The 16,753-nt window shown below is 56.7% G+C and carries 18 protein-coding genes; 7 read left to right on the top strand and 11 right to left on the bottom strand.

All coding sequences use genetic code 11. The annotated features are described in order from the left end of the window. Positions 1 to 5 precede the first annotated feature (5 nt). Positions 6 to 1,349 carry a phosphoglucosamine mutase gene (gene glmM, locus AC2FH2_RS00480; RefSeq protein WP_142634511.1) on the top strand — a complete coding sequence of 448 codons (1,344 nt, stop codon included), beginning with the start codon at positions 6 to 8 and terminating at the stop codon, positions 1,347 to 1,349. Here the strand turns inward: glmM and AC2FH2_RS00485 are convergent. Next, entirely contained in the window at positions 1,346 to 2,254 is a 909-nt protein-coding gene (locus tag AC2FH2_RS00485) for a DMT family transporter (RefSeq protein WP_496693301.1), read from the bottom strand. The genes glmM and AC2FH2_RS00485 overlap by 4 nt on opposite strands. 77 nt (positions 2,255 to 2,331) lie before the next feature. On the opposite strand from AC2FH2_RS00485, the gene AC2FH2_RS00490 reads away from it, so the two are divergent. Next, on the top strand, positions 2,332 to 2,676 hold the full coding sequence (locus AC2FH2_RS00490) for a hypothetical protein (protein ID WP_496693300.1): 345 nt from the start codon (positions 2,332 to 2,334) through the stop codon (positions 2,674 to 2,676). A 40-nt stretch (positions 2,677 to 2,716) separates the two neighbouring features. Here AC2FH2_RS00490 and ilvC read toward each other — a convergent pair whose 3' ends face one another. After that, positions 2,717 to 3,739 carry a ketol-acid reductoisomerase gene (gene ilvC / locus AC2FH2_RS00495; RefSeq protein WP_142634504.1) on the bottom strand — a complete coding sequence of 341 codons (1,023 nt, stop codon included), beginning with the start codon at positions 3,737 to 3,739 and terminating at the stop codon, positions 2,717 to 2,719. A gap of 132 nt (positions 3,740 to 3,871) precedes the next feature. Between ilvC and AC2FH2_RS00500 the strand changes: the two genes are divergently transcribed. Both AC2FH2_RS00500 and AC2FH2_RS00505 read left to right on the top strand, forming a co-directional pair. Then, positions 3,872 to 4,327 carry an Lrp/AsnC family transcriptional regulator gene (locus AC2FH2_RS00500; protein WP_271946422.1) on the top strand — a complete coding sequence of 152 codons (456 nt, stop codon included), beginning with the start codon at positions 3,872 to 3,874 and terminating at the stop codon, positions 4,325 to 4,327. Then, positions 4,324 to 4,782 (top strand): Lrp/AsnC family transcriptional regulator, encoded by a 459-nt coding sequence (locus AC2FH2_RS00505; RefSeq protein WP_496822532.1) that lies wholly within the window; start codon positions 4,324 to 4,326, stop codon positions 4,780 to 4,782. The genes AC2FH2_RS00500 and AC2FH2_RS00505 overlap by 4 nt, the downstream gene beginning before the upstream one ends. 7 nt (positions 4,783 to 4,789) lie before the next feature. On the opposite strand, the gene hutC is transcribed toward AC2FH2_RS00505, so the two are convergent. Next, a complete protein-coding gene (hutC, locus tag AC2FH2_RS00510) occupies positions 4,790 to 5,491 on the bottom strand; it encodes a histidine utilization transcriptional repressor HutC (RefSeq protein WP_142634498.1) in 702 nt (233 codons plus the stop codon). Positions 5,492 to 5,720: 229 nt separating this feature from the next. Between hutC and AC2FH2_RS00515 the strand changes: the two genes are divergently transcribed. Then, positions 5,721 to 6,848 carry an aminotransferase class V-fold PLP-dependent enzyme gene (locus AC2FH2_RS00515; protein ID WP_496822533.1) on the top strand — a complete coding sequence of 376 codons (1,128 nt, stop codon included), beginning with the start codon at positions 5,721 to 5,723 and terminating at the stop codon, positions 6,846 to 6,848. A 10-nt stretch (positions 6,849 to 6,858) separates the two neighbouring features. On the opposite strand, the gene AC2FH2_RS00520 is transcribed toward AC2FH2_RS00515, so the two are convergent. The 3 genes from AC2FH2_RS00520 to AC2FH2_RS00530 form a co-directional block, all read right to left on the bottom strand. Beyond that, positions 6,859 to 8,055 carry a UbiH/UbiF family hydroxylase gene (locus AC2FH2_RS00520; protein ID WP_496822534.1) on the bottom strand — a complete coding sequence of 399 codons (1,197 nt, stop codon included), beginning with the start codon at positions 8,053 to 8,055 and terminating at the stop codon, positions 6,859 to 6,861. 74 nt (positions 8,056 to 8,129) lie between these two features. Further along, positions 8,130 to 8,378 (bottom strand): hypothetical protein, encoded by a 249-nt coding sequence (locus tag AC2FH2_RS00525; RefSeq protein WP_271946430.1) that lies wholly within the window; start codon positions 8,376 to 8,378, stop codon positions 8,130 to 8,132. Between the two features lie 85 nt (positions 8,379 to 8,463). Beyond that, entirely contained in the window at positions 8,464 to 9,108 is a 645-nt protein-coding gene (locus tag AC2FH2_RS00530) for a pyrimidine 5'-nucleotidase (RefSeq protein ID WP_142634490.1), read from the bottom strand. Between the two features lie 99 nt (positions 9,109 to 9,207). Between AC2FH2_RS00530 and AC2FH2_RS00535 the strand changes: the two genes are divergently transcribed. Continuing rightward, positions 9,208 to 9,855 (top strand): GntR family transcriptional regulator, encoded by a 648-nt coding sequence (locus AC2FH2_RS00535; RefSeq protein WP_142634488.1) that lies wholly within the window; start codon positions 9,208 to 9,210, stop codon positions 9,853 to 9,855. A 3-nt stretch (positions 9,856 to 9,858) separates the two neighbouring features. On the opposite strand, the gene AC2FH2_RS00540 is transcribed toward AC2FH2_RS00535, so the two are convergent. Together AC2FH2_RS00540 and carA are read right to left on the bottom strand one after the other, a co-directional pair. Next, positions 9,859 to 11,730, bottom strand: a complete 1,872-nt coding sequence (locus tag AC2FH2_RS00540; protein WP_496822535.1) for a glycosyltransferase — start codon at positions 11,728 to 11,730, stop codon at positions 9,859 to 9,861. 73 nt (positions 11,731 to 11,803) lie between these two features. Next, complete coding sequence (gene carA, locus AC2FH2_RS00545; protein WP_496822536.1) at positions 11,804 to 12,970, bottom strand: glutamine-hydrolyzing carbamoyl-phosphate synthase small subunit; 1,167 nt, start codon at positions 12,968 to 12,970, stop codon at positions 11,804 to 11,806. Between the two features lie 184 nt (positions 12,971 to 13,154). Here carA and AC2FH2_RS00550 point away from each other — a divergent pair, with 184 nt between their 5' ends. Beyond that, entirely contained in the window at positions 13,155 to 13,634 is a 480-nt protein-coding gene (locus AC2FH2_RS00550) for a GatB/YqeY domain-containing protein (protein ID WP_142634482.1), read from the top strand. A gap of 21 nt (positions 13,635 to 13,655) precedes the next feature. Here AC2FH2_RS00550 and AC2FH2_RS00555 read toward each other — a convergent pair whose 3' ends face one another. The 3 genes from AC2FH2_RS00555 to ctaD form a co-directional block, all read right to left on the bottom strand. Further along, positions 13,656 to 14,147: a DUF2244 domain-containing protein gene (locus AC2FH2_RS00555; protein ID WP_142634480.1), complete on the bottom strand. Its 492-nt coding sequence runs from the start codon at positions 14,145 to 14,147 to the stop codon at positions 13,656 to 13,658. Between the two features lie 44 nt (positions 14,148 to 14,191). Beyond that, positions 14,192 to 14,791 carry a 2-hydroxychromene-2-carboxylate isomerase gene (locus tag AC2FH2_RS00560; protein WP_142634478.1) on the bottom strand — a complete coding sequence of 200 codons (600 nt, stop codon included), beginning with the start codon at positions 14,789 to 14,791 and terminating at the stop codon, positions 14,192 to 14,194. Positions 14,792 to 14,930: 139 nt separating this feature from the next. After that, the gene (gene ctaD, locus AC2FH2_RS00565; RefSeq protein WP_142634476.1) at positions 14,931 to 16,604 is read right to left on the bottom strand and encodes a cytochrome c oxidase subunit I; all 1,674 of its coding nucleotides are present in this window, start codon (positions 16,602 to 16,604) and stop codon (positions 14,931 to 14,933) included. Positions 16,605 to 16,753 lie beyond the last annotated feature (149 nt).

The raw sequence follows: 16,753 nt of genomic DNA on the forward strand, positions 1-16,753 counted from the left end.
TACCAATGCGCAAGCTGTTCGGAACCGATGGGGTGCGTGGCACCGCCAATACGCATCCGATCACGGCTGAGATGGCCCTGCGCATAGGGGCCGCGGTTGGGCGGTACTTCCGACGTGACCAATCCGGCGTGCACCGTGTTGTTATTGGCAAGGATACGCGCCTGTCTGGGTATATGCTGGAAAACGCGCTGACGGCGGGGCTAACCTCGACCGGGATGAATGTTTTGCTGCTGGGACCAGTTCCAACGCCGGCTGTCGGCCTGATGACGCGGTCAATGCGCGCCGATCTGGGCGTGATGATCTCGGCCAGTCACAACCCCGCCGAAGACAACGGGATCAAGTTTTTCGGGCCTGATGGCTTCAAACTGTCGGATCAGGCGGAAATTGAAATCGAACGGCTGATCGAAGAAGGGGTTAAGCCTGCGCAGGCCCAAAATATCGGTCGGGCCCGCCGGGTAGACGATGCGCGGTTTCGCTATGGCGAGCGGGTGAAATCTTCGCTATCCCGCGATCTTAGGCTGGACGGTTTGAAAGTGGTGGTGGATTGCGCCAATGGCGCCGCGCACCGTACTGCGCCCGAAGTTTTGTGGGAACTTGGGGCCGAGGTCATTCCTGTAGGCACCTCTCCTAACGGTAAGAATATCAACCTGAATTGCGGTTCGACCAAACCTCAGCTAGCAGCTGAAACGGTGGTGGCGCACGGGGCCGATGTGGGGATCTGCCTGGATGGTGATGCCGATCGGGTTGTGATCGTGGATGAGCACGGACACGTGGCCGACGGCGATCAGTTGATGGCGTTGTTAGCGACCTCTTGGGCCAAGGCCGACCGCTTGCGCGGCGGCGCTTTGGTCGCGACAGTCATGTCCAACCTTGGTCTCGAACGCCATCTCGGTTCGCAGGGGCTCAGGCTTGAACGAACGGCCGTAGGCGACCGCTATGTAGTCGAGCGGATGCGTGAAGGAGATTTCAACCTGGGTGGTGAACAATCTGGCCACATCGTCATGAGCGATTATGCCACCACAGGCGATGGCCTCATGGCGGGCCTGCATTTCCTGGCTGAAATGGTACATTCCGGGCGCAACGCATCCGAACTGTCGGTTCAGTTCGAAACAGTACCGCAACTGTTGAAGAACGTGCGCTATGGCGAGGGGCAGGCCCCGCTGGAAACAGTTGGTGTGAAAGCCGCAATCTCGGATGCCGAAGAGCGTCTGAAAGGAAAAGGCCGATTACTGATCCGTAAATCCGGCACTGAACCTCTGATCCGCGTCATGGCGGAGTGTGAAGATGATCAGCTGTTGGCCAAAGTCGTTGACAGTATCGTTGCTGAGGTCGCGGCGGTTGCAGGCTAGCGACCGGCCAGCATTCTGCGCAGGCTGAACCACTGGCTGATCGCTAGCCCGGTCAGGATCATCGCTAGAGCAACGTAAAACCGTATCGGCAATGCCTCGGACAGAACCCACGCGCCAAACACCATCGACCATATCGGAACTTGGTAGTTGACCAGCGTCAGAAAAACAGACCCGGCGCTGCGAATAATCGAGACGCGCAGCAACGTGGCAAAGGCGGTTGGAACAAGGCCCAATGCGATTATGGCGAGGCTAGGCCGTGCGCCATGCCAATTTGGCACCCCTTCGGTTACCAGCATGATGGGCAACAAGATCGCCGCGCCGACCAGCAAAGTGAGCGCAGCCAGAACAACCGGATCGACCGGAGGGCATCTGCGCGTGAATATAGAAGCGCAGGAATAGCACAGTGCGGCACCAATACAGGCCAGCTGTGCCAGTGGTTCCGCACCTTTACCAAGCTGTGCGAGGCCAGGGCCAATCAGCACCAGCGCGCCTGCAAATCCAAGTGATACGCCAACAAAACGCCGCGCGTTGAGGGGCTCATCCGAAAAGAAATGTGCCAGTGGCAACACCATCAACGGGATGGCCGCCATCGACAGGCCCGCAAAGGCGGACGGAACATATTGCTGGCCCCAGCTGAGCAGCAAAAAAGGTAGGGCCGTCGACAGAATGCCGATCACGATGATTGAGGGCCAAAGGCCCCGCGTGGTTGTTGGCAATTTGCGACCCGTCGCCCCCATCAGCAGTATAAGGGTCAGCGCGCCCAGAGTCGTGCGCGCTGTTGCTACTGTGACGGGCCCGTACCCTTCGAGCGCGATGGCCACGACCATAAATGTGCCGCCCCAGATGAAGCCAAGTACAGCGACCATAAGCCAGTTTTTGTTGGTGATTTCAGAGGGTTCGCTCATGGTATTGCCTGCTTCGTCACAATTAGCTGCGAGTGTGGTATTGTAGGGGTATTGGAAAAAGAATTTGGAGACAAATTATGGACTACAAAGAAGTGAATGCTGTTTGCCAGCCCGGAGACGATGTGGCTTCACGAGATTGGTATGCTTGGAACAACAAGATGCCTCCGGGGCCCGGTAGGTTGATTGTGACGGGCATTGTCACGGTTGGTAATCCAGGGGTCGAGCCCATGTTGGTTATCGCCAATCCGCAGGGGATCAATCCCAGCCATTTGCTGCTCAACATCTTCCTCTGTCAGAAGCCCGGGAAATGGCCCTCGGTGGTTGTCGACAAGCCGGTGCGGTTCGAGCAGCATTCGAACCCGATGTATACCCATGTGGATATTGTTGGCGGGCCGTCGATAGAAATTTTTGACGCCCATTAAATGAATGACGCCGCCCCGGGGGGGCGGCGTCACGATAGGATCAGTTCTTTTCCTGATCGACCAGTTTACCGGCCGAAATCCAGGGCATCATGTCCCGCAGCTTTTTGCCGACCACTTCGATCTGGTGCTCGTCATTGGAACGGCGCGAGGCTTTGATGGTGGGTTGACCCACAGCATTTTCCAGCATGAAGTCGCGTACGAATTTGCCGCTCTGGATGTCCGACAGGGTCTCTTTCATTGCCTTCTTGGTCTGCTCATAAGGCAGGATGCGCGGACCAGTGACGTACTGACCGTATTCAGCAGTGTTCGAGATCGAGTAATCCATGTTGGCGATTCCGCCTTCATAGATCAGGTCCACGATCAGCTTGGTTTCGTGCAGACACTCGAAATAGGCCATTTCGGGTGCATAACCTGCCTCGACCAGAGTTTCAAAGCCGCAGCGGATCAGCTCGACGATACCGCCACACAGAACCGCCTGTTCACCGAATAGGTCGGTTTCGCATTCTTCGCGGAAGTTGGTCTCGATGATGCCCGAACGGCCGCCACCGATGGCCGAGCAATAGGACAGACCGATTTCCAGCGCTTTGCCGGTTGCGTCAGTGTCAACAGCCACAAGGCAGGGAACGCCGCCACCTTTGGTGTATTCACCACGGACGGTGTGGCCGGGGCCTTTGGGGGCCATCATGATGACGTCTACGCCTGCTTTCGGTTCGATCAGGCCAAAGTGAACATTCAGGCCGTGGGCGAACGCAATCGCAGCACCCGGCTTGATGTTGTCATGCACGTATTTCTTGTAAGTTTCGGCCTGCAATTCATCGGGCATGGTGAACATGATGACATCACACCAGGCTGCCGCTTCTGCAATGCCCATGACCGCCAGGCCTTCGGCTTCGGCTTTCCTAGCCGAAGGCGAGCCTTCGCGCAGGGCAACGACCAGATTCTTCGCGCCCGAGTCGCGCAGGTTCAGCGCGTGTGCATGACCCTGGCTGCCATAACCCAGGATGGCCACTTTTTTGTCTTTGATCAGGTTGATGTCGCAATCGCGATCGTAATAGACGCGCATGATGCTGGTCCTTTCTGTTTCGATTGCTGTGGGTTTTAAGGCGATTTTCCAAGGATAGCGATACTGTTATCCTTGAATTATCAAGAATAACTCGAGTATCTATTCTTGAAGTATAATAAAAATGAAAAAATCATGCTTGATGATGTTGACCGCAGGCTTCTGCGTCATTTCCAGGCCGACCCGACGCTGACAACCGCTGAGTTGGCCGAGCTTTGTCGCATCAGCACAAGTGTCTGCTGGCGACGTATCGAAAAAATGCAAGAGGCCGGGATTATTCAAGCCCAAGAGGCGATCATTGACTGGGCCGCATTGGGATATGCAGTCGAGGTTTCATTGCGGGTGACGCTGGATAAGACCCAACCGCGTGCATTCGACGAGTTCATGGGTGTCGCGCGCGAGGTTCCCGAGGTGATCGAGATTCAGACCTTTTTGGGTCGCGTGGATGTGCGCTTATCTGTGCTTGCCAAGGATATGGCACATTACCAGCAGCTGTATCGTGACCGTATCCTGACTTTGCCGCATATCGCAGATATCGAGGCATTGATGCATATCGCGCGGGTCAAAAGCGATGAGGTGCTGCCGCTATGACCGAATTGGATGAGCTCGACCGCAAAATTCTGCGCGCTCTGATCCAGGATGCAACGCAAAGCGCGGGTGCCTTGGGGCGTAGATTTGGCCTGTCTCAGCCCGCGATGTGGCGCCGTATCCGGAGGCTTGAAACGACGGGGATCATAAAGGGGCGCCGCCTGCGTTTGAATGCAGAAGCGTTGGGGTTTGGGGTGACAGTTTTTCTGGGGGTCAAGTTAGCGCGGAAAGGTCAGGTCAGCCTTGAAGATTTCGAACGTGCCGTCAGTGCGATCCCCGAGGTTCAAACCGTTGAACATGTGTTGGGCCTCTATGATTACCGTTTGCGCGTCGTGGCACGGGATCTCTCGGACTTTGAACGTGTTCTGCGCCGCCGGATAATGACTTTGCCCGGGGCCGGAGATGTCGAAGCCAATGTATTGCTGAGCGAAGAGAGGCTACCCGGGCCTATCGGCTAGGCCCGTTTTAGTACCTGGTACGGATGTAATATCCGGGATGATGTGTCATGCGCGCAAAGGTAATTGGCTGCCCGTCTTTCCATGTCGTGCGCTCTAATTGGATCATGGACGTCCCCGAGGTTGTCCCCATGAATTCAGCCAGCCGTCCATCTGCCGAAATCGCGCAAAAGGCGACTTCAGCATCGGTGAAGGGGGCGGCGTGCAACAGCCACTCATGCGGGCCTTTGGTGTCGAGGTCAGCATGTTCCACTTCTGGAACTGCATCGATATTGATCCAGCGCTCTTCCAGTTGAAACGGCCGGTTGTCTGCATAGTGCATGCAGACAATATGCAAAACACGCGCTTCTTGCGAGACGCTTAACTGAGAGGCAAGCCATCCGGGGCTGGAGACGATATTACGCTCGACCAGCGCATAACGATAGGTGGAGTTCTGCCCCTCGACATCCAGTCGGGTCAGGGAAAACTCCAGTTTTGCGTGTTTGCTGGGTTCTTTTTTGACCCGCGTTCCGCTTTTACGTTTTCTTTCAACGAAGCCCTGATCTGCCAGTTCCCGCAAAGCACGATTTACCGTGGCACGGGCACAATTAAATTCTTCTGCCAACTGGGTTTCTGTCGGCAGCACCGACCCCTGTGGCCAAACTCTGGTTTCTATTCGTCGTTTTACTTCGTCACGTACAAACTGAAAACTGATCCGCTTATGCGCAGTCACGAGTGAAAATACCTTTCTTCTCCAAAGTGTATGTATCTGGTCAGAAACACGTAGGGGTGTAAAGGGTTGCTGACACTGTTTGGCGTCATTAGTTGTCGATAGGGCCTTTGAGGCGTTAAAATTTTCTTAGGAAACCGGGTTCCGTTGGGTCAATTTTCAGTAATAACTGAGAGGCAGTGAGCGAAGTTGCGAACACCCGCTCGTTTCGTGGAATTTGAAAGGAATACCAATGCCCCCGCTTTTGGACAAAATTGACCCCAATGGGTTAGAGGAGTTTTCGGTCGTCTTCACCGATCGCTCGCTTAATCACATGTCGGTTCAGTTTCAGCATGTGATGCGCGACATCTCTGAGATGCTGAAAGGCGTTTACAACGCTGACGGTGTGGCCGTTATCCCGGGCGGTGGTACCTATGCAATGGAAGCAGTCGCGCGCCAGTTTGCCCGCAATGCCAATGTTTTGGTGGTCAGGAATGGCTGGTTTTCCTATCGGTGGAGCCAGATCATCGAGTCCGGTGGGTTGACGGCGTCGGCAACAGTTCTGAAGGCGCGCCAGACCGGCAACTCGGCAACGTCCCCATTTGCGCCTGCTCCGATCGAGGAAGTCATCGAAACGATCCGCGATGGGCGCCCGGATGTTGTCTTTGCGCCGCATGCCGAAACGGCGGCCGGGGTCATTCTGCCCGACGACTATATTTCGGCGATGGCAGCCGCAGCCCACGAGGTTGGGGCGCTGATGGTTCTGGATTGCATCGCTTCGGGCTGCGCATGGGTGGACATGAAGGCGACGGGTGTGGATGTCCTGATCTCGGCCCCTCAGAAAGGGTGGAGCGCATCGCCTTGCGCGGGTCTTGTCATGCTGTCCGAAAAGGCTGAGGCAAGGCTGGAGGAGACGACTTCGGACAGTTTTGCCGTCGACCTGAAGAAATGGCGTCAGATCATGCAAGCCTATGAAAATGGCGGTCACGCCTATCACGCCACGATGCCAACAGATGCGCTGAAAGCCTTCCGCGACACGATGGCTGAGACTCGAGACTATGGCTTTGACAAACTGCGTGACGCCCAGTGGGCATTGGGGGACAGTGTACGGGCAATGCTGAAGGAGAAGGGCATTGTTTCTGTCGCCGCCGATGGGTTTGGTGCGCCGGGTGTGGTGGTCAGTTATACCTCGGACCCCAATATCCAGAACGGCAGCAAATTCGCCGCCTTGGGCATGCAGATCGCTGCTGGTGTACCCTTGCAATGTGATGAGCCAGACGGGTTCAGCACCTTCCGTCTGGGCCTGTTCGGTCTGGACAAGCTGTACGATGTTGACGGCACAATCGCGCGTCTAAAGCGCGTGCTGGACCAAGTTTTGTGACCATCGGGCTTTAACGGACGCCGAGACCCATCTGCATCAGCGTCTTGCGCACGGTCGGCAGCGAATACAGCGCGTTCAACCCCATTGCACGTATGTCCCGTAAAGGCCGCGCTTCGATCATCGAGGCGCGGTTCAGCAAGTCGATACCCTTGACCCGGGCCTCGATCTCGGTATGACGCGCTTTGTGATAGGCATCCAACATCTGCGCGTCACCCAGGCCCTCAGGACGGGCCTGTGCCAAATCCAGCAGGCATCGCAGATCACCCAAGGACATGTTCAGCCCCTGCGCACCGATGGGGGGCACGACATGGGCGGCTTCGGCCATCAGGGCCACGCGTTCGCCCGAAAGGCGCTCTGCCGATTGGCTGATGATCGGCCAGATTGTTCGGCGTGAAGCCAGTTTCAACGGACCGAACAACCCGCAGGACCGTTCGGTCATCAGCGCTTCAAAACTTTCCGGTTCGGTGTTCAGCAATTCGACCGCGCGCGGGCCACGCTCCATCCACACAATCGCGGACGAGGGCTGACCCTGCCAGTCGGGCAGGGGAACCAGCGTGAACGGGCCGCCGGACCTGTGAATCTCGGTCGAGACGTTCTGATGCGGGATCGAGTGTGTAACCGCGAAGGCCAACGCCTTTTGCCCATAGCGCGTGGTGTGCACGTTGATCCCGGCGGCCTCTCGCATGGGCGAGTTGCGACCATCTGCGGCGATCACCAGTTTGCAGCGGATGCGCGTCCCGTCGCTCAGGCCAACGCGGGCTTCGGCTGTACGGGTGAACAAGCTGACTGTGCCCGTTCCGGGGCGAAAATCGACATTGGGCAGTTCAGCGAGACGGGCCACCATTTCGCGCCGCAAGAGCCAGTTTGGCAGGTTCCAACCAAAGGGCTGGTCCGAGATATCCGCGGCATTGAAGTCGCGCACCACGCGCGGCTCGGGCACATCGCCGCCTGCATCCACAATCCGCATGATCTGAAGAGGGGCGGCATGCGCGTCGAGTTTTTCCCACAGCCCGCATTGTTCCAAAAGACCGTGGGCTGGTTGCAAAAACGCGGTGGTCCGTAAATCCGATCCGTCCACGTCCCGCTGGGTCACAGGTGGGGTAGGATCAACACAGACCACATTGAATCCAGCCGCGCCAAGGGCCGCCGCTGCGGTCAAACCGGCAATTCCGCCGCCGGAAATCAGGATGTCACACTGGTCGTTCATGGCGCCCTCTTTGGTTCTGAGCCGACCCTAGAGCGGTTCGACTTCCCGCGCCAAGTGACATCCTGTCTCGCAGGTCAGCCGCGCGAGATCAGGATGAGGATCAGGAATATCACGGGCACCATCACGACGGCGGGGATATACAAGCCCGGCAAGCCAAACAGCATCACTGAACAGCCCCACATGCTGAAGATGGCGGCAGCGGTGTAATACCAGTCGTCCCCATCTGCATCGGCCGCATCGCGCGCCATCCAGCCAAACAGAGGAACAGCAAATAGCAGGCGCTGCCAGATGGGTGAGCGCGGGGGCATTTCGATTGCGGACATCTGGGTCTCCGTTCTGTTCGTCGCAGTTGGGATATAGGGGCGGCGCCCGGGTCGCAGTACGTGCAGATCGTCGCAGTGTGACAGCCTATCGCAGGCGGGCCAGAAAGGCGGTCAGGTCGTCTGTATGGTGGTGGATGTGATCGGCCATGTGCGGTTCGGGCGCGACATGAACCGTGCGCATCCCCATCTCATGCGGGGCCGCCAGATTGCGCGGATCGTCTTCGAACATGGCCGCTTTTTCTGCCTTGATTCCGTCTTGCGCAAAGATGGCCTGGAATGCTGCCTTCTCGGGTTTAGGACGGTATCCCGCATGCTCAACCCCATAGATGGCATCGAACAAACCGCTGAGGCCACGCGCCGCAAGGACGCGTTCGGCATAGGGCGCGCTGCCATTGGTATAGACAATGCGGCGACCGGGCAGAGCACGAATATGTGCCGCCAGATCCACGTCCGGGTCCATATGGCTCATATCCACCTGATGCACGGCATGCAGGTAAGGGTCGGGATCCAGATCATGTTCGGCCATCAGCCCGGCCAGCGTGGTGCCATATTCGCGCCAGTAATGGGATCGCAGCCGGTCGGCCTCGGCCCGGTCGACGCCGATGGCCTGGACCACATAATCCGTCATCAGCACCTCGATCTGATCGAACAGGCGCATATGCGGCGGGTACAGGGTGTTGTCCAGATCGAACACCCATTGGGAGACATGGCTGAAGGCAGGTTTGACCATGCCTGCCGTTTAAGCCGCGCAGCGCAGGTTTTCAATGCAGTACTTGATTGTGCGCACTGCAGACGGATAGACATGTCCGAACGAGGAGAAAAACTAAAGATGCCCCAATCCAAGCAGTCCAACAGCGACGCCTACAGCCTTATTCTCGAAGCGATTGATGTGGGCATCTACAAGCCCGGTGACAGGCTGGTCGAAAGCGAGCTGGCCGAAAGGTTCGGTGTTTCGCGCACGCCGATCCGCGAGGCATTGCAGCGGTTAGAGACCCAATCCTTGCTTGAACGCGACGGGCGTTCGCTGATTGTGGCCTCATTGGACCACAATCAGATGGCAGAGCTATATGTCGTTCGCCGTGAACTTGAAGGTCTCGCTGCAAGTTTGGCCGCCAAGCACGCGACCGAGGAAGAGATCAAGGTGCTGCAGGAAATGGTTGCCGAAGATGATGCGCTGGTGGACAATCCAAACGCCCTGTCTCGGGCGAACCGGCGGTTTCACGAACAGATCCATCTGGCCTCGCACAACCGCTATTTGGTGCAACAGCTGAACCTTGTGCACCGCACAATGGCCTTGATGGCAACGACATCGCTTGCGGTTTCCGGGCGCGGTGAGATCGCGCAAAGTGAACACAAAGGCATCGTCGAGGCGATAGCCGCCCGTGACGAGCAAGCCGCGGAACGTGCGTTGAAAGAGCATATCTCGGTCGCTTTCATGACGCGTCTCAAGCAGGATGCGGTTCGTCGCGAAAGCTGACGGTCACATGTCGAAGGCTTCTTCACTGGCTTGACCGTGTTGGGTTTTGTCCCAGAAGAACGGGTTGATAGCCAATTCCCAAAGGGCTTTGTAAGCTGCCAGCACACCCAAGGGGAAATACAACGGCATTGTCGGCACCCACGGCATCAGAAACCGTCTTTCACGGGCAGAGACAGCCAGTATCCCGATGGTCACATTCGTGATCTCTGCAAATACGAACAGAGCTATCAGTATGGTCATGACCTTGCCCGGAATGACGGGATCCAGCGGGCTGGCCAATCCGAATGTGGTAAGCCAGAACAGCCACAAAACCGGGGCCAGCAGGAATTGTCCGACGGTGCCCAGAAAAAACGCCTGAAGCCCAAGGAAGCGCAGCACACCCAGCTCTTTCAGCAGATGGATCGGCGCGCGCATGTGGACAAGATATGTGACCATAAAGCCCTTGAGCCATCGTGAACGCTGTTTGACCCAAGGCCAGGCCCGAAAGTTTGCTTCTTCGAAAGTGGCGGTATCAACCATCTCGGTCCGATAACCCGCGCGGCTGAGGCGGACGCCCAGATCTGCGTCTTCGGTCACATTATGGGCATCCCAACCGCCCAGTTCCAACAGCTTTTCGCGACGAAAGAAAAAGGTTGTACCACCAAGTGGAACCACCAGTCCCAACCGGGCAATGCCAGGCAGGATGACCCGAAACCAACTGTTATACTCGATGGTAAAGCAGCGAGACCGCCAGTTGGTGCGCGGGTTGTAATAGTCCAGAACGCCTTGCAAGCAGACGACGTCTTCACTGGCTTGGGTGAAATGTCCGACGACGCGTTCGATTTGATCGGGAAGAGGGGCGTCCTCGGCATCCCAAACGCCCAGAATATCACCACGACAGAAATCCAGCGCATAGTTCATCGCGCGCGGTTTTGTCGTCAGCCCGCTTAATGCCGGTACTTCGATCGTGCGGATCCAACAGGGCAGCTCGATTTTGGCCAGGGTTGCACGGGTTACCATATCCGTTTCTTCCAAAACCAGAATGACGTCCAAAAGAGCTTTGGGATATGTCAGACGTTGCAATCGACGGATCAGAGCGCCAGCAATCTCTCGCTCTTTGTACAAAGGGACCATGATGGAAACGCGAGGCAGTCGAAGAGGAAGCGTGGTGGCGGTCTGACTGTGGCGTTTTCCTTTGTAACATAGAAACGAGAGCAATCCCGCCAGTCGCAATGTCAGGAATAATACAAGCGACGTAACGGCCAATACGACCAGAGCCAGCAGCCCCGGAATGGGTTGCGCCAGGAACAGTGTGGCGAGGCCAAGCACTATGGCAATCGGCCCAATACGCGAGTGCCGAGTCCAGGACCGGCAACTCTGAGCTATTGCCACACGGGTTTCAGCCTTTTCAGCAAGGCTTTCCGAGAAAATGCTGGCGATCGCGTCGTCGATCCGGTCCGCATCGGCAAGCACGGGTATGATCGTTTGCTTTTCCTTTGCCAACTGCTTGCGAACTGCGTCGAACTGATCGGGATTGGCGGTAGCGACCAGGAGAATGGGACCGATGCGCATCCAGGGAATGATGTTGTGATCCAGCCAAAAGCTGGCGGGGCGGGTTTTGCAAAGGTCCGGATTTGGTGGATGCAGATCCAGGTCCGCGATCTGCAATCCTGTTTGTTCAGACAGCGCCGTCAGAACCTCGGACCGATCTACCCAGCCTTCGCCGACCAGGATTTCGCCCAGTGCAACATTTTGTCTGGATTGCAGGTGCAGGGCTTTTTGCAACTGATGGTTCGAAAGCAGCCCGCGGTCGATCAGGCAAGCCCCCAAAGGCTTGCGCACCGTTGCAGAAATCGGCGCGGCCGATGCGAAATGCTGCAGGTTCAGTTCAACCATTCAATCAACCCAGACGTTGTAATCTGCGTCAGGGTGGAGCGATTAAGGTTAACAGGCCGTTAAGGCTGTATGATTATGCCTGTGCCTTCCGGGCGGCCATCGCATGCGAGAACCGCTCGAACAGGTAGAAGCTGTCTTGTGGGCCTGGAGATGCCTCTGGGTGGTACTGTACCGAATAGACCGGTCGATCCGTCATGCGAATTCCGCAGTTTGAACCATCAAACAACGAACGATGAGTCTCAACGACACCGTCGGGAAGGGTTTGAGCGTCTACCGCAAACCCATGGTTCATAGACGTTATTTCCACCTTCCCAGTCTCGAGATCTTTTACCGGGTGGTTCGCCCCGTGGTGGCCGTGATTCATCTTGACAGTCTGACCGCCAAGGGCCAGCGCAAGCATCTGATGACCAAGGCAAATCCCGAATACGGGTAGGTCGGTGGTGTCCAATACCTCTTTGATCATCGGTACTGCGTATTCACCCGTAGCCGCTGGATCACCGGGGCCATTGGACAGGAATACGCCGTCGGGATTATGGGCCAGAACCTCAGCCGCGGTGGCCGTTGCGGGCAGCACAGTGACATCGCACCCGGTCGAGGCAAGGCATCTCAGGATATTGCGCTTTGCCCCGAAATCCAGTGCCACAACCTTATGTACTGGGGCCTCTTGCCGTTTATAGCCATCTGGCCAGGCCCAACGCATCTCATCCCAGCGATAGCTTTGCGCACAAGTCACTTCCTTCGCCAAATCCATACCTTCAAGCCCGGCAAAGCCACGCGCAGCCGAAACCAGAGCTTGGATGTCGAAATTGCCCTCAGGATCATGGGCCAATGCCACATGAGGTGCGCCTTGCTGGCGAATTGCGCGGGTTAACCGGCGGGTATCGACACCGCCAATGGCAATACGCCCACGCTGGGCAAGCCATGATTTCAGCTCTTCAGCAGACCGCCAGCTGGACGGTTCGGTTGGGTCCCATTTGACGACCATTCCTGCCGCGACAGGATCACCGGTTTCGTCATCCTCGGGGTTCACACCAACATTTCCAATATGAGGGAAAGTGAAGGTCACGATCTGTCCGGCATAAGAAGGATCGGTCATGATCTCTTGATAGCCGGTCATTGCGGTGTTGAAACACAGCTCGGCCACGGTCTGGCCTGTGGCGCCGAAACCGACCCCGTAGAACAGTGTTCCATCGGCCAAAGCCAGACATGCGGTGGGCTTAGACGGGGCGTTCTGGGCCATAGCGCGACTCTCCTGCAGGGTAAATCGGCGCATACCTAAGGGGGTTATGCGCTTGGGTCAAGTGTGTTCAATTTTTGGGCTATTGAGCAATATCAATGACTTAGATGTTGAGGCCCCCGGTTGTATCACGCTTTTTGTTTCGATATGGTCGGGGTTCCTTTTGTCATGGGGATGGACAAACTAAATGGATATGCGATCACGGGTGAATTCCGCCCTGAAGCAAGCAATGAAAGACAAGAACGCCGAGCGTCTGTCGACCCTACGTCTGATCAATGCAGCAATCAAGGACCGGGATATCGCGTCTCGTGCTGCGGTCAACGAGGAAGCCAAGGGTTGCGGTGATGCCGAAGTTCTTGAAATTCTAGGGAAAATGTCCAAGCAGCGTAAGGAAAGTGCGCGTGCTTACGAAGAGGGTGGACGCCTCGATCTGGCGGAGCGTGAACTGCGCGAGATAGAAGTCATAGAAGAATTCCTGCCCGAGCAACTGGACGACGATGAGGTGACGAAAGCCATCCAATCAGCGATTACGGCCACTGGTGCCGGGTCGATCCGGGATATGGGCAAGGTCATGGGCGAGCTCAAGACACGCTATACTGGCCAGATGGATTTTGGGAAAGTTGGGCCCATGGTCAAAGATCAGCTTTGTGCGGCTGCCAGCGGCTGACTGCCGTGACATGCTGAGAGCTTACTGCGCGACTGGTTCGCGCAGTTTTTCTTTGAGGTCATCGTAAAGCGCAATCCGCTCTTCCTCGGACAGGAATGCGCCGATTTCGACTTCGCGACCTTCACCCTTGAGGGTGACGTAGTTCGGAACCGGGCCGCCGCTCTGATGGATCTCGGGGCGGGCCCAATAGCGATTACAGGCCCATTCCTGCTGCCCCCGTCGCGGGTCATGATGTATCAGATGCGCCTGTGTTCCGGTCAGCGTCAGGACTTCGAATATGCTACGGGCCCGATAGTTTGACCGGAGAGCCAGCCAAAGGCCAATAACTGTTAGCAGCAGGAAGGGCAGCAACCCCCAAAGCAAGGCCGAGCCGAGCACGGCCAAAAGCGGGATCAACCCGAACAAAAAGACACTAAACACAACCCGAACTGCCCAATGACGCGGCAGCGAGTTATGCGGCCACAAGCGCAGCTCAAGTTCTGATGTGGTGGTTTGATTCCATCTGTAGGGCATGGCCGGAAGATAGCCCAAAGCGCGTCCGAGTCGACGCTGAAAATTCAGATGACGTGCCCGACGCGGGCCCACGATAGGGCATCGTCCAGCCGATCATCCCCCCAAAAGACTTCGTTCCCCACAACCAGGCTTGGGGCGCCAAAAATGCCCAGCTTGATTGCGCGTAGTGTTTCCGCCTCAAGTGCGGCGACAATGTCGGGGCTGCGCGCGCGGGACAGGATCAGTCGGGGATCCTGCTGACTGCGATGTAGCGCTTCGGACAGGGCGGTTTCGCTGCCGGCCTCTACACCTTCTTCGAACCAGATCCGATATAGAATTTGCGTAAAGTTCTTGCCCCAGCCTTCTTCCATTCCCAACAGCGCTACTTGATTTGCCAAGGCAAGGTCAGAAATGGGGTAGGGCGCAGGAAGCTGGGCGTGCATATGGTACTTGGCCGCCCGACGCTCAATGTCGCGCCACATATAGGCGGATTTGACGGGTTTCCCTGCAAAGGGGATGTTCTTCTGCTGCGACATCACTGTGCGTACATTGAACGGCCGCCATGTGACGGACGCATCGTGTTCAGAACACCAATCGTCCAGGCGCATGATCGTCAGAAAGCTGTAAGTGCTTCCGATAGAGTACCAGAAATCAAGATCGGGCATATGAACCCTCGGGGTTGCCGATTGTTTTGCCGTTACCAGAGTACCCTATTTTGACCGATCTGGCGAATTTCCTGTGGCACGCCACTTAGAAATGAAAAACCCCGCCAAGTTGGCGGGGCTTTCTGTTGGTTCAGAGGGATCAGTGCGCGTGGCCCTTGTCCCAGTCTTCCTGCTTGGGCAGCTGCTCGAACGTGTGTTCGGGCGGCGGCGAGGGCAGGGTCCATTCCAGCGTATCCGCATATTCGTTCCACGGGTTGTTCCGGGTCTCACGTGCGCCACGGAACAAGGCGTAGAACACGATACCAAAGAACAGCAGGAACGAGGCGAAGGATACAAAGGCACCAATCGACGAGACATAGTTCCACTGCGCGAACGCTTCGGGATAATCGATGTAGCGACGTGGCATGCCCTGACGGCCCAGGAAGTGCTGCGGGAAGAAGGTCAGGTTGGCGCCGATGAAGAACAGCCAGAAGTGAACCTTGCCCCAGAACTCTGAATACTGACGGCCTGTCATCTTGGAGAAGTAGAAGTAGATTCCGGCAAAGATCGCAAACACAGCGCCCAGCGACATCACATAGTGGAAGTGTGCAACCACATAATATGTGTCGTGATAGGCGCGGTCGATACCAGCCTGCGACAGAACCACACCGGTCACACCGCCAACGGTGAACAGGAACAGGAAACCGAAAGCAAACAGCATCGGTGTCTTGAACTCGATCGAGCCGCCCCACATGGTTGCGATCCACGAGAAGACCTTAACGCCGGTAGGAACCGCGATGACCATCGTTGCCAGCATGAAGTAGGCTTGCTGCTGGACCGACATGCCAACTGTGTACATGTGGTGTGCCCACACGACAAAGCCCAGTACACCGATCGCAATAAGTGCCCAAACCATCGGCAGGTAACCGAAGACTGGCTTGCGCGAGAAGGTCGCGATGATGTGGCTGATAAGGCCAAATCCAGGTAGGATCACGATGTACACTTCTGGGTGGCCAAAGAACCACAGGATGTGCTGATACAGGATTGGATCACCACCACCGGCCGGATCAAAGAAGGTGAAACCAAAGTTGCGGTCCATTAGCAACATGGTGATCGCACCTGCCAAAACCGGCAGCGACAGAAGAATCAGCCACGAGGTGATGAAGATCGACCAACTGAACAGCGGCACCTTGAACAGGGTCATGCCCGGGGCACGCATGTTCAGGAAGGTGGTGATCATGTTGATCGCGCCGAGGATCGAGGAGGCGCCCGATACGTGCACGGCAAAGATTGCAAGGTCCATGGACATGCCGCCCTCGCTCGTCGACAGCGGCGGGTATAGAACCCAGCCGACGCCCGAACCAAGCTGGTCATTACCACCGGGGCTCAGCAGCGAGGCCACGCCCAGCGAAGTACCGGCGACATAGAGCCAGAAGGACAAGTTGTTCATCCGCGGGAACGCCATGTCCGGCGCGCCAATCTGCAACGGCATGAAATAGTTGCCAAATCCGCCGAATAGGGCAGGGATGACCACGAAGAACATCATCAGAACACCGTGATAGGTGATCATCACGTTCCACAAATGCCCGTTCGGAGTGCAGAGCTCGGCACCGCTGCCGAACAAGCGGAACCCTTCCATGCACATGTGCTGTACCCCGGGCTCCATCAGTTCGATCCGCATGATAACAGTCATCAGAACCGAGATTAGACCGGCCAGGGCCGAGACGATCAGGTACAGAATCCCGATGTCCTTGTGGTTGGTCGACATGAACCAGCGGGTAAAGAACCCGCGCTGGTCTTCATGGTCGTGACCATGAATGGCTGCGTCTGCCATTAGGTGCCTCCTGTTGCAACTACACCGCGCTGTCGGACCTCTCCAACGCGCGGGATTCCTGCTGGTTTTAGATTGCGTGGGGGCGACCTTCAATGGTCGAGTTTGATCTGGATCAAGATTAATTGTCGCGGGTGCCGGTTGCAGGGCTT

The organism is Ruegeria sp. YTSA105 (assembly GCF_059610225.1).

Bases quoted from the DNA above. Each gene is read 5' to 3' on its own strand.
- AC2FH2_RS00490 (WP_496693300.1), top strand. From the start codon at position 2,332: ATGGACTACAAAGAAGTGAATGCTGTTTGCCAGCCCGGAGACGATGTG.
- AC2FH2_RS00535 (WP_142634488.1), top strand. From the start codon at position 9,208: ATGCCCCAATCCAAGCAGTCCAACAGCGACGCCTACAGCCTTATTCTC.
- ilvC (WP_142634504.1), bottom strand. From the start codon at position 3,739: ATGCGCGTCTATTACGATCGCGATTGCGACATCAACCTGATCAAAGAC.
- AC2FH2_RS00525 (WP_271946430.1), bottom strand. From the start codon at position 8,378: ATGTCCGCAATCGAAATGCCCCCGCGCTCACCCATCTGGCAGCGCCTG.
- AC2FH2_RS00560 (WP_142634478.1), bottom strand. From the start codon at position 14,791: ATGCCCGATCTTGATTTCTGGTACTCTATCGGAAGCACTTACAGCTTT.
- AC2FH2_RS00485 (WP_496693301.1), bottom strand. From the start codon at position 2,254: ATGAGCGAACCCTCTGAAATCACCAACAAAAACTGGCTTATGGTCGCT.
- glmM (WP_142634511.1), top strand. From the start codon at position 6: ATGCGCAAGCTGTTCGGAACCGATGGGGTGCGTGGCACCGCCAATACG.
- AC2FH2_RS00530 (WP_142634490.1), bottom strand. From the start codon at position 9,108: ATGGTCAAACCTGCCTTCAGCCATGTCTCCCAATGGGTGTTCGATCTG.
- AC2FH2_RS00540 (WP_496822535.1), bottom strand. From the start codon at position 11,730: ATGGTTGAACTGAACCTGCAGCATTTCGCATCGGCCGCGCCGATTTCT.
- AC2FH2_RS00500 (WP_271946422.1), top strand. From the start codon at position 3,872: ATGCTTGATGATGTTGACCGCAGGCTTCTGCGTCATTTCCAGGCCGAC.
- ctaD (WP_142634476.1), bottom strand. From the start codon at position 16,604: ATGGCAGACGCAGCCATTCATGGTCACGACCATGAAGACCAGCGCGGG.
- AC2FH2_RS00555 (WP_142634480.1), bottom strand. From the start codon at position 14,147: ATGCCCTACAGATGGAATCAAACCACCACATCAGAACTTGAGCTGCGC.
- AC2FH2_RS00515 (WP_496822533.1), top strand. From the start codon at position 5,721: ATGCCCCCGCTTTTGGACAAAATTGACCCCAATGGGTTAGAGGAGTTT.
- AC2FH2_RS00520 (WP_496822534.1), bottom strand. From the start codon at position 8,055: ATGAACGACCAGTGTGACATCCTGATTTCCGGCGGCGGAATTGCCGGT.
- AC2FH2_RS00550 (WP_142634482.1), top strand. From the start codon at position 13,155: ATGGATATGCGATCACGGGTGAATTCCGCCCTGAAGCAAGCAATGAAA.
- carA (WP_496822536.1), bottom strand. From the start codon at position 12,970: ATGGCCCAGAACGCCCCGTCTAAGCCCACCGCATGTCTGGCTTTGGCC.
- AC2FH2_RS00505 (WP_496822532.1), top strand. From the start codon at position 4,324: ATGACCGAATTGGATGAGCTCGACCGCAAAATTCTGCGCGCTCTGATC.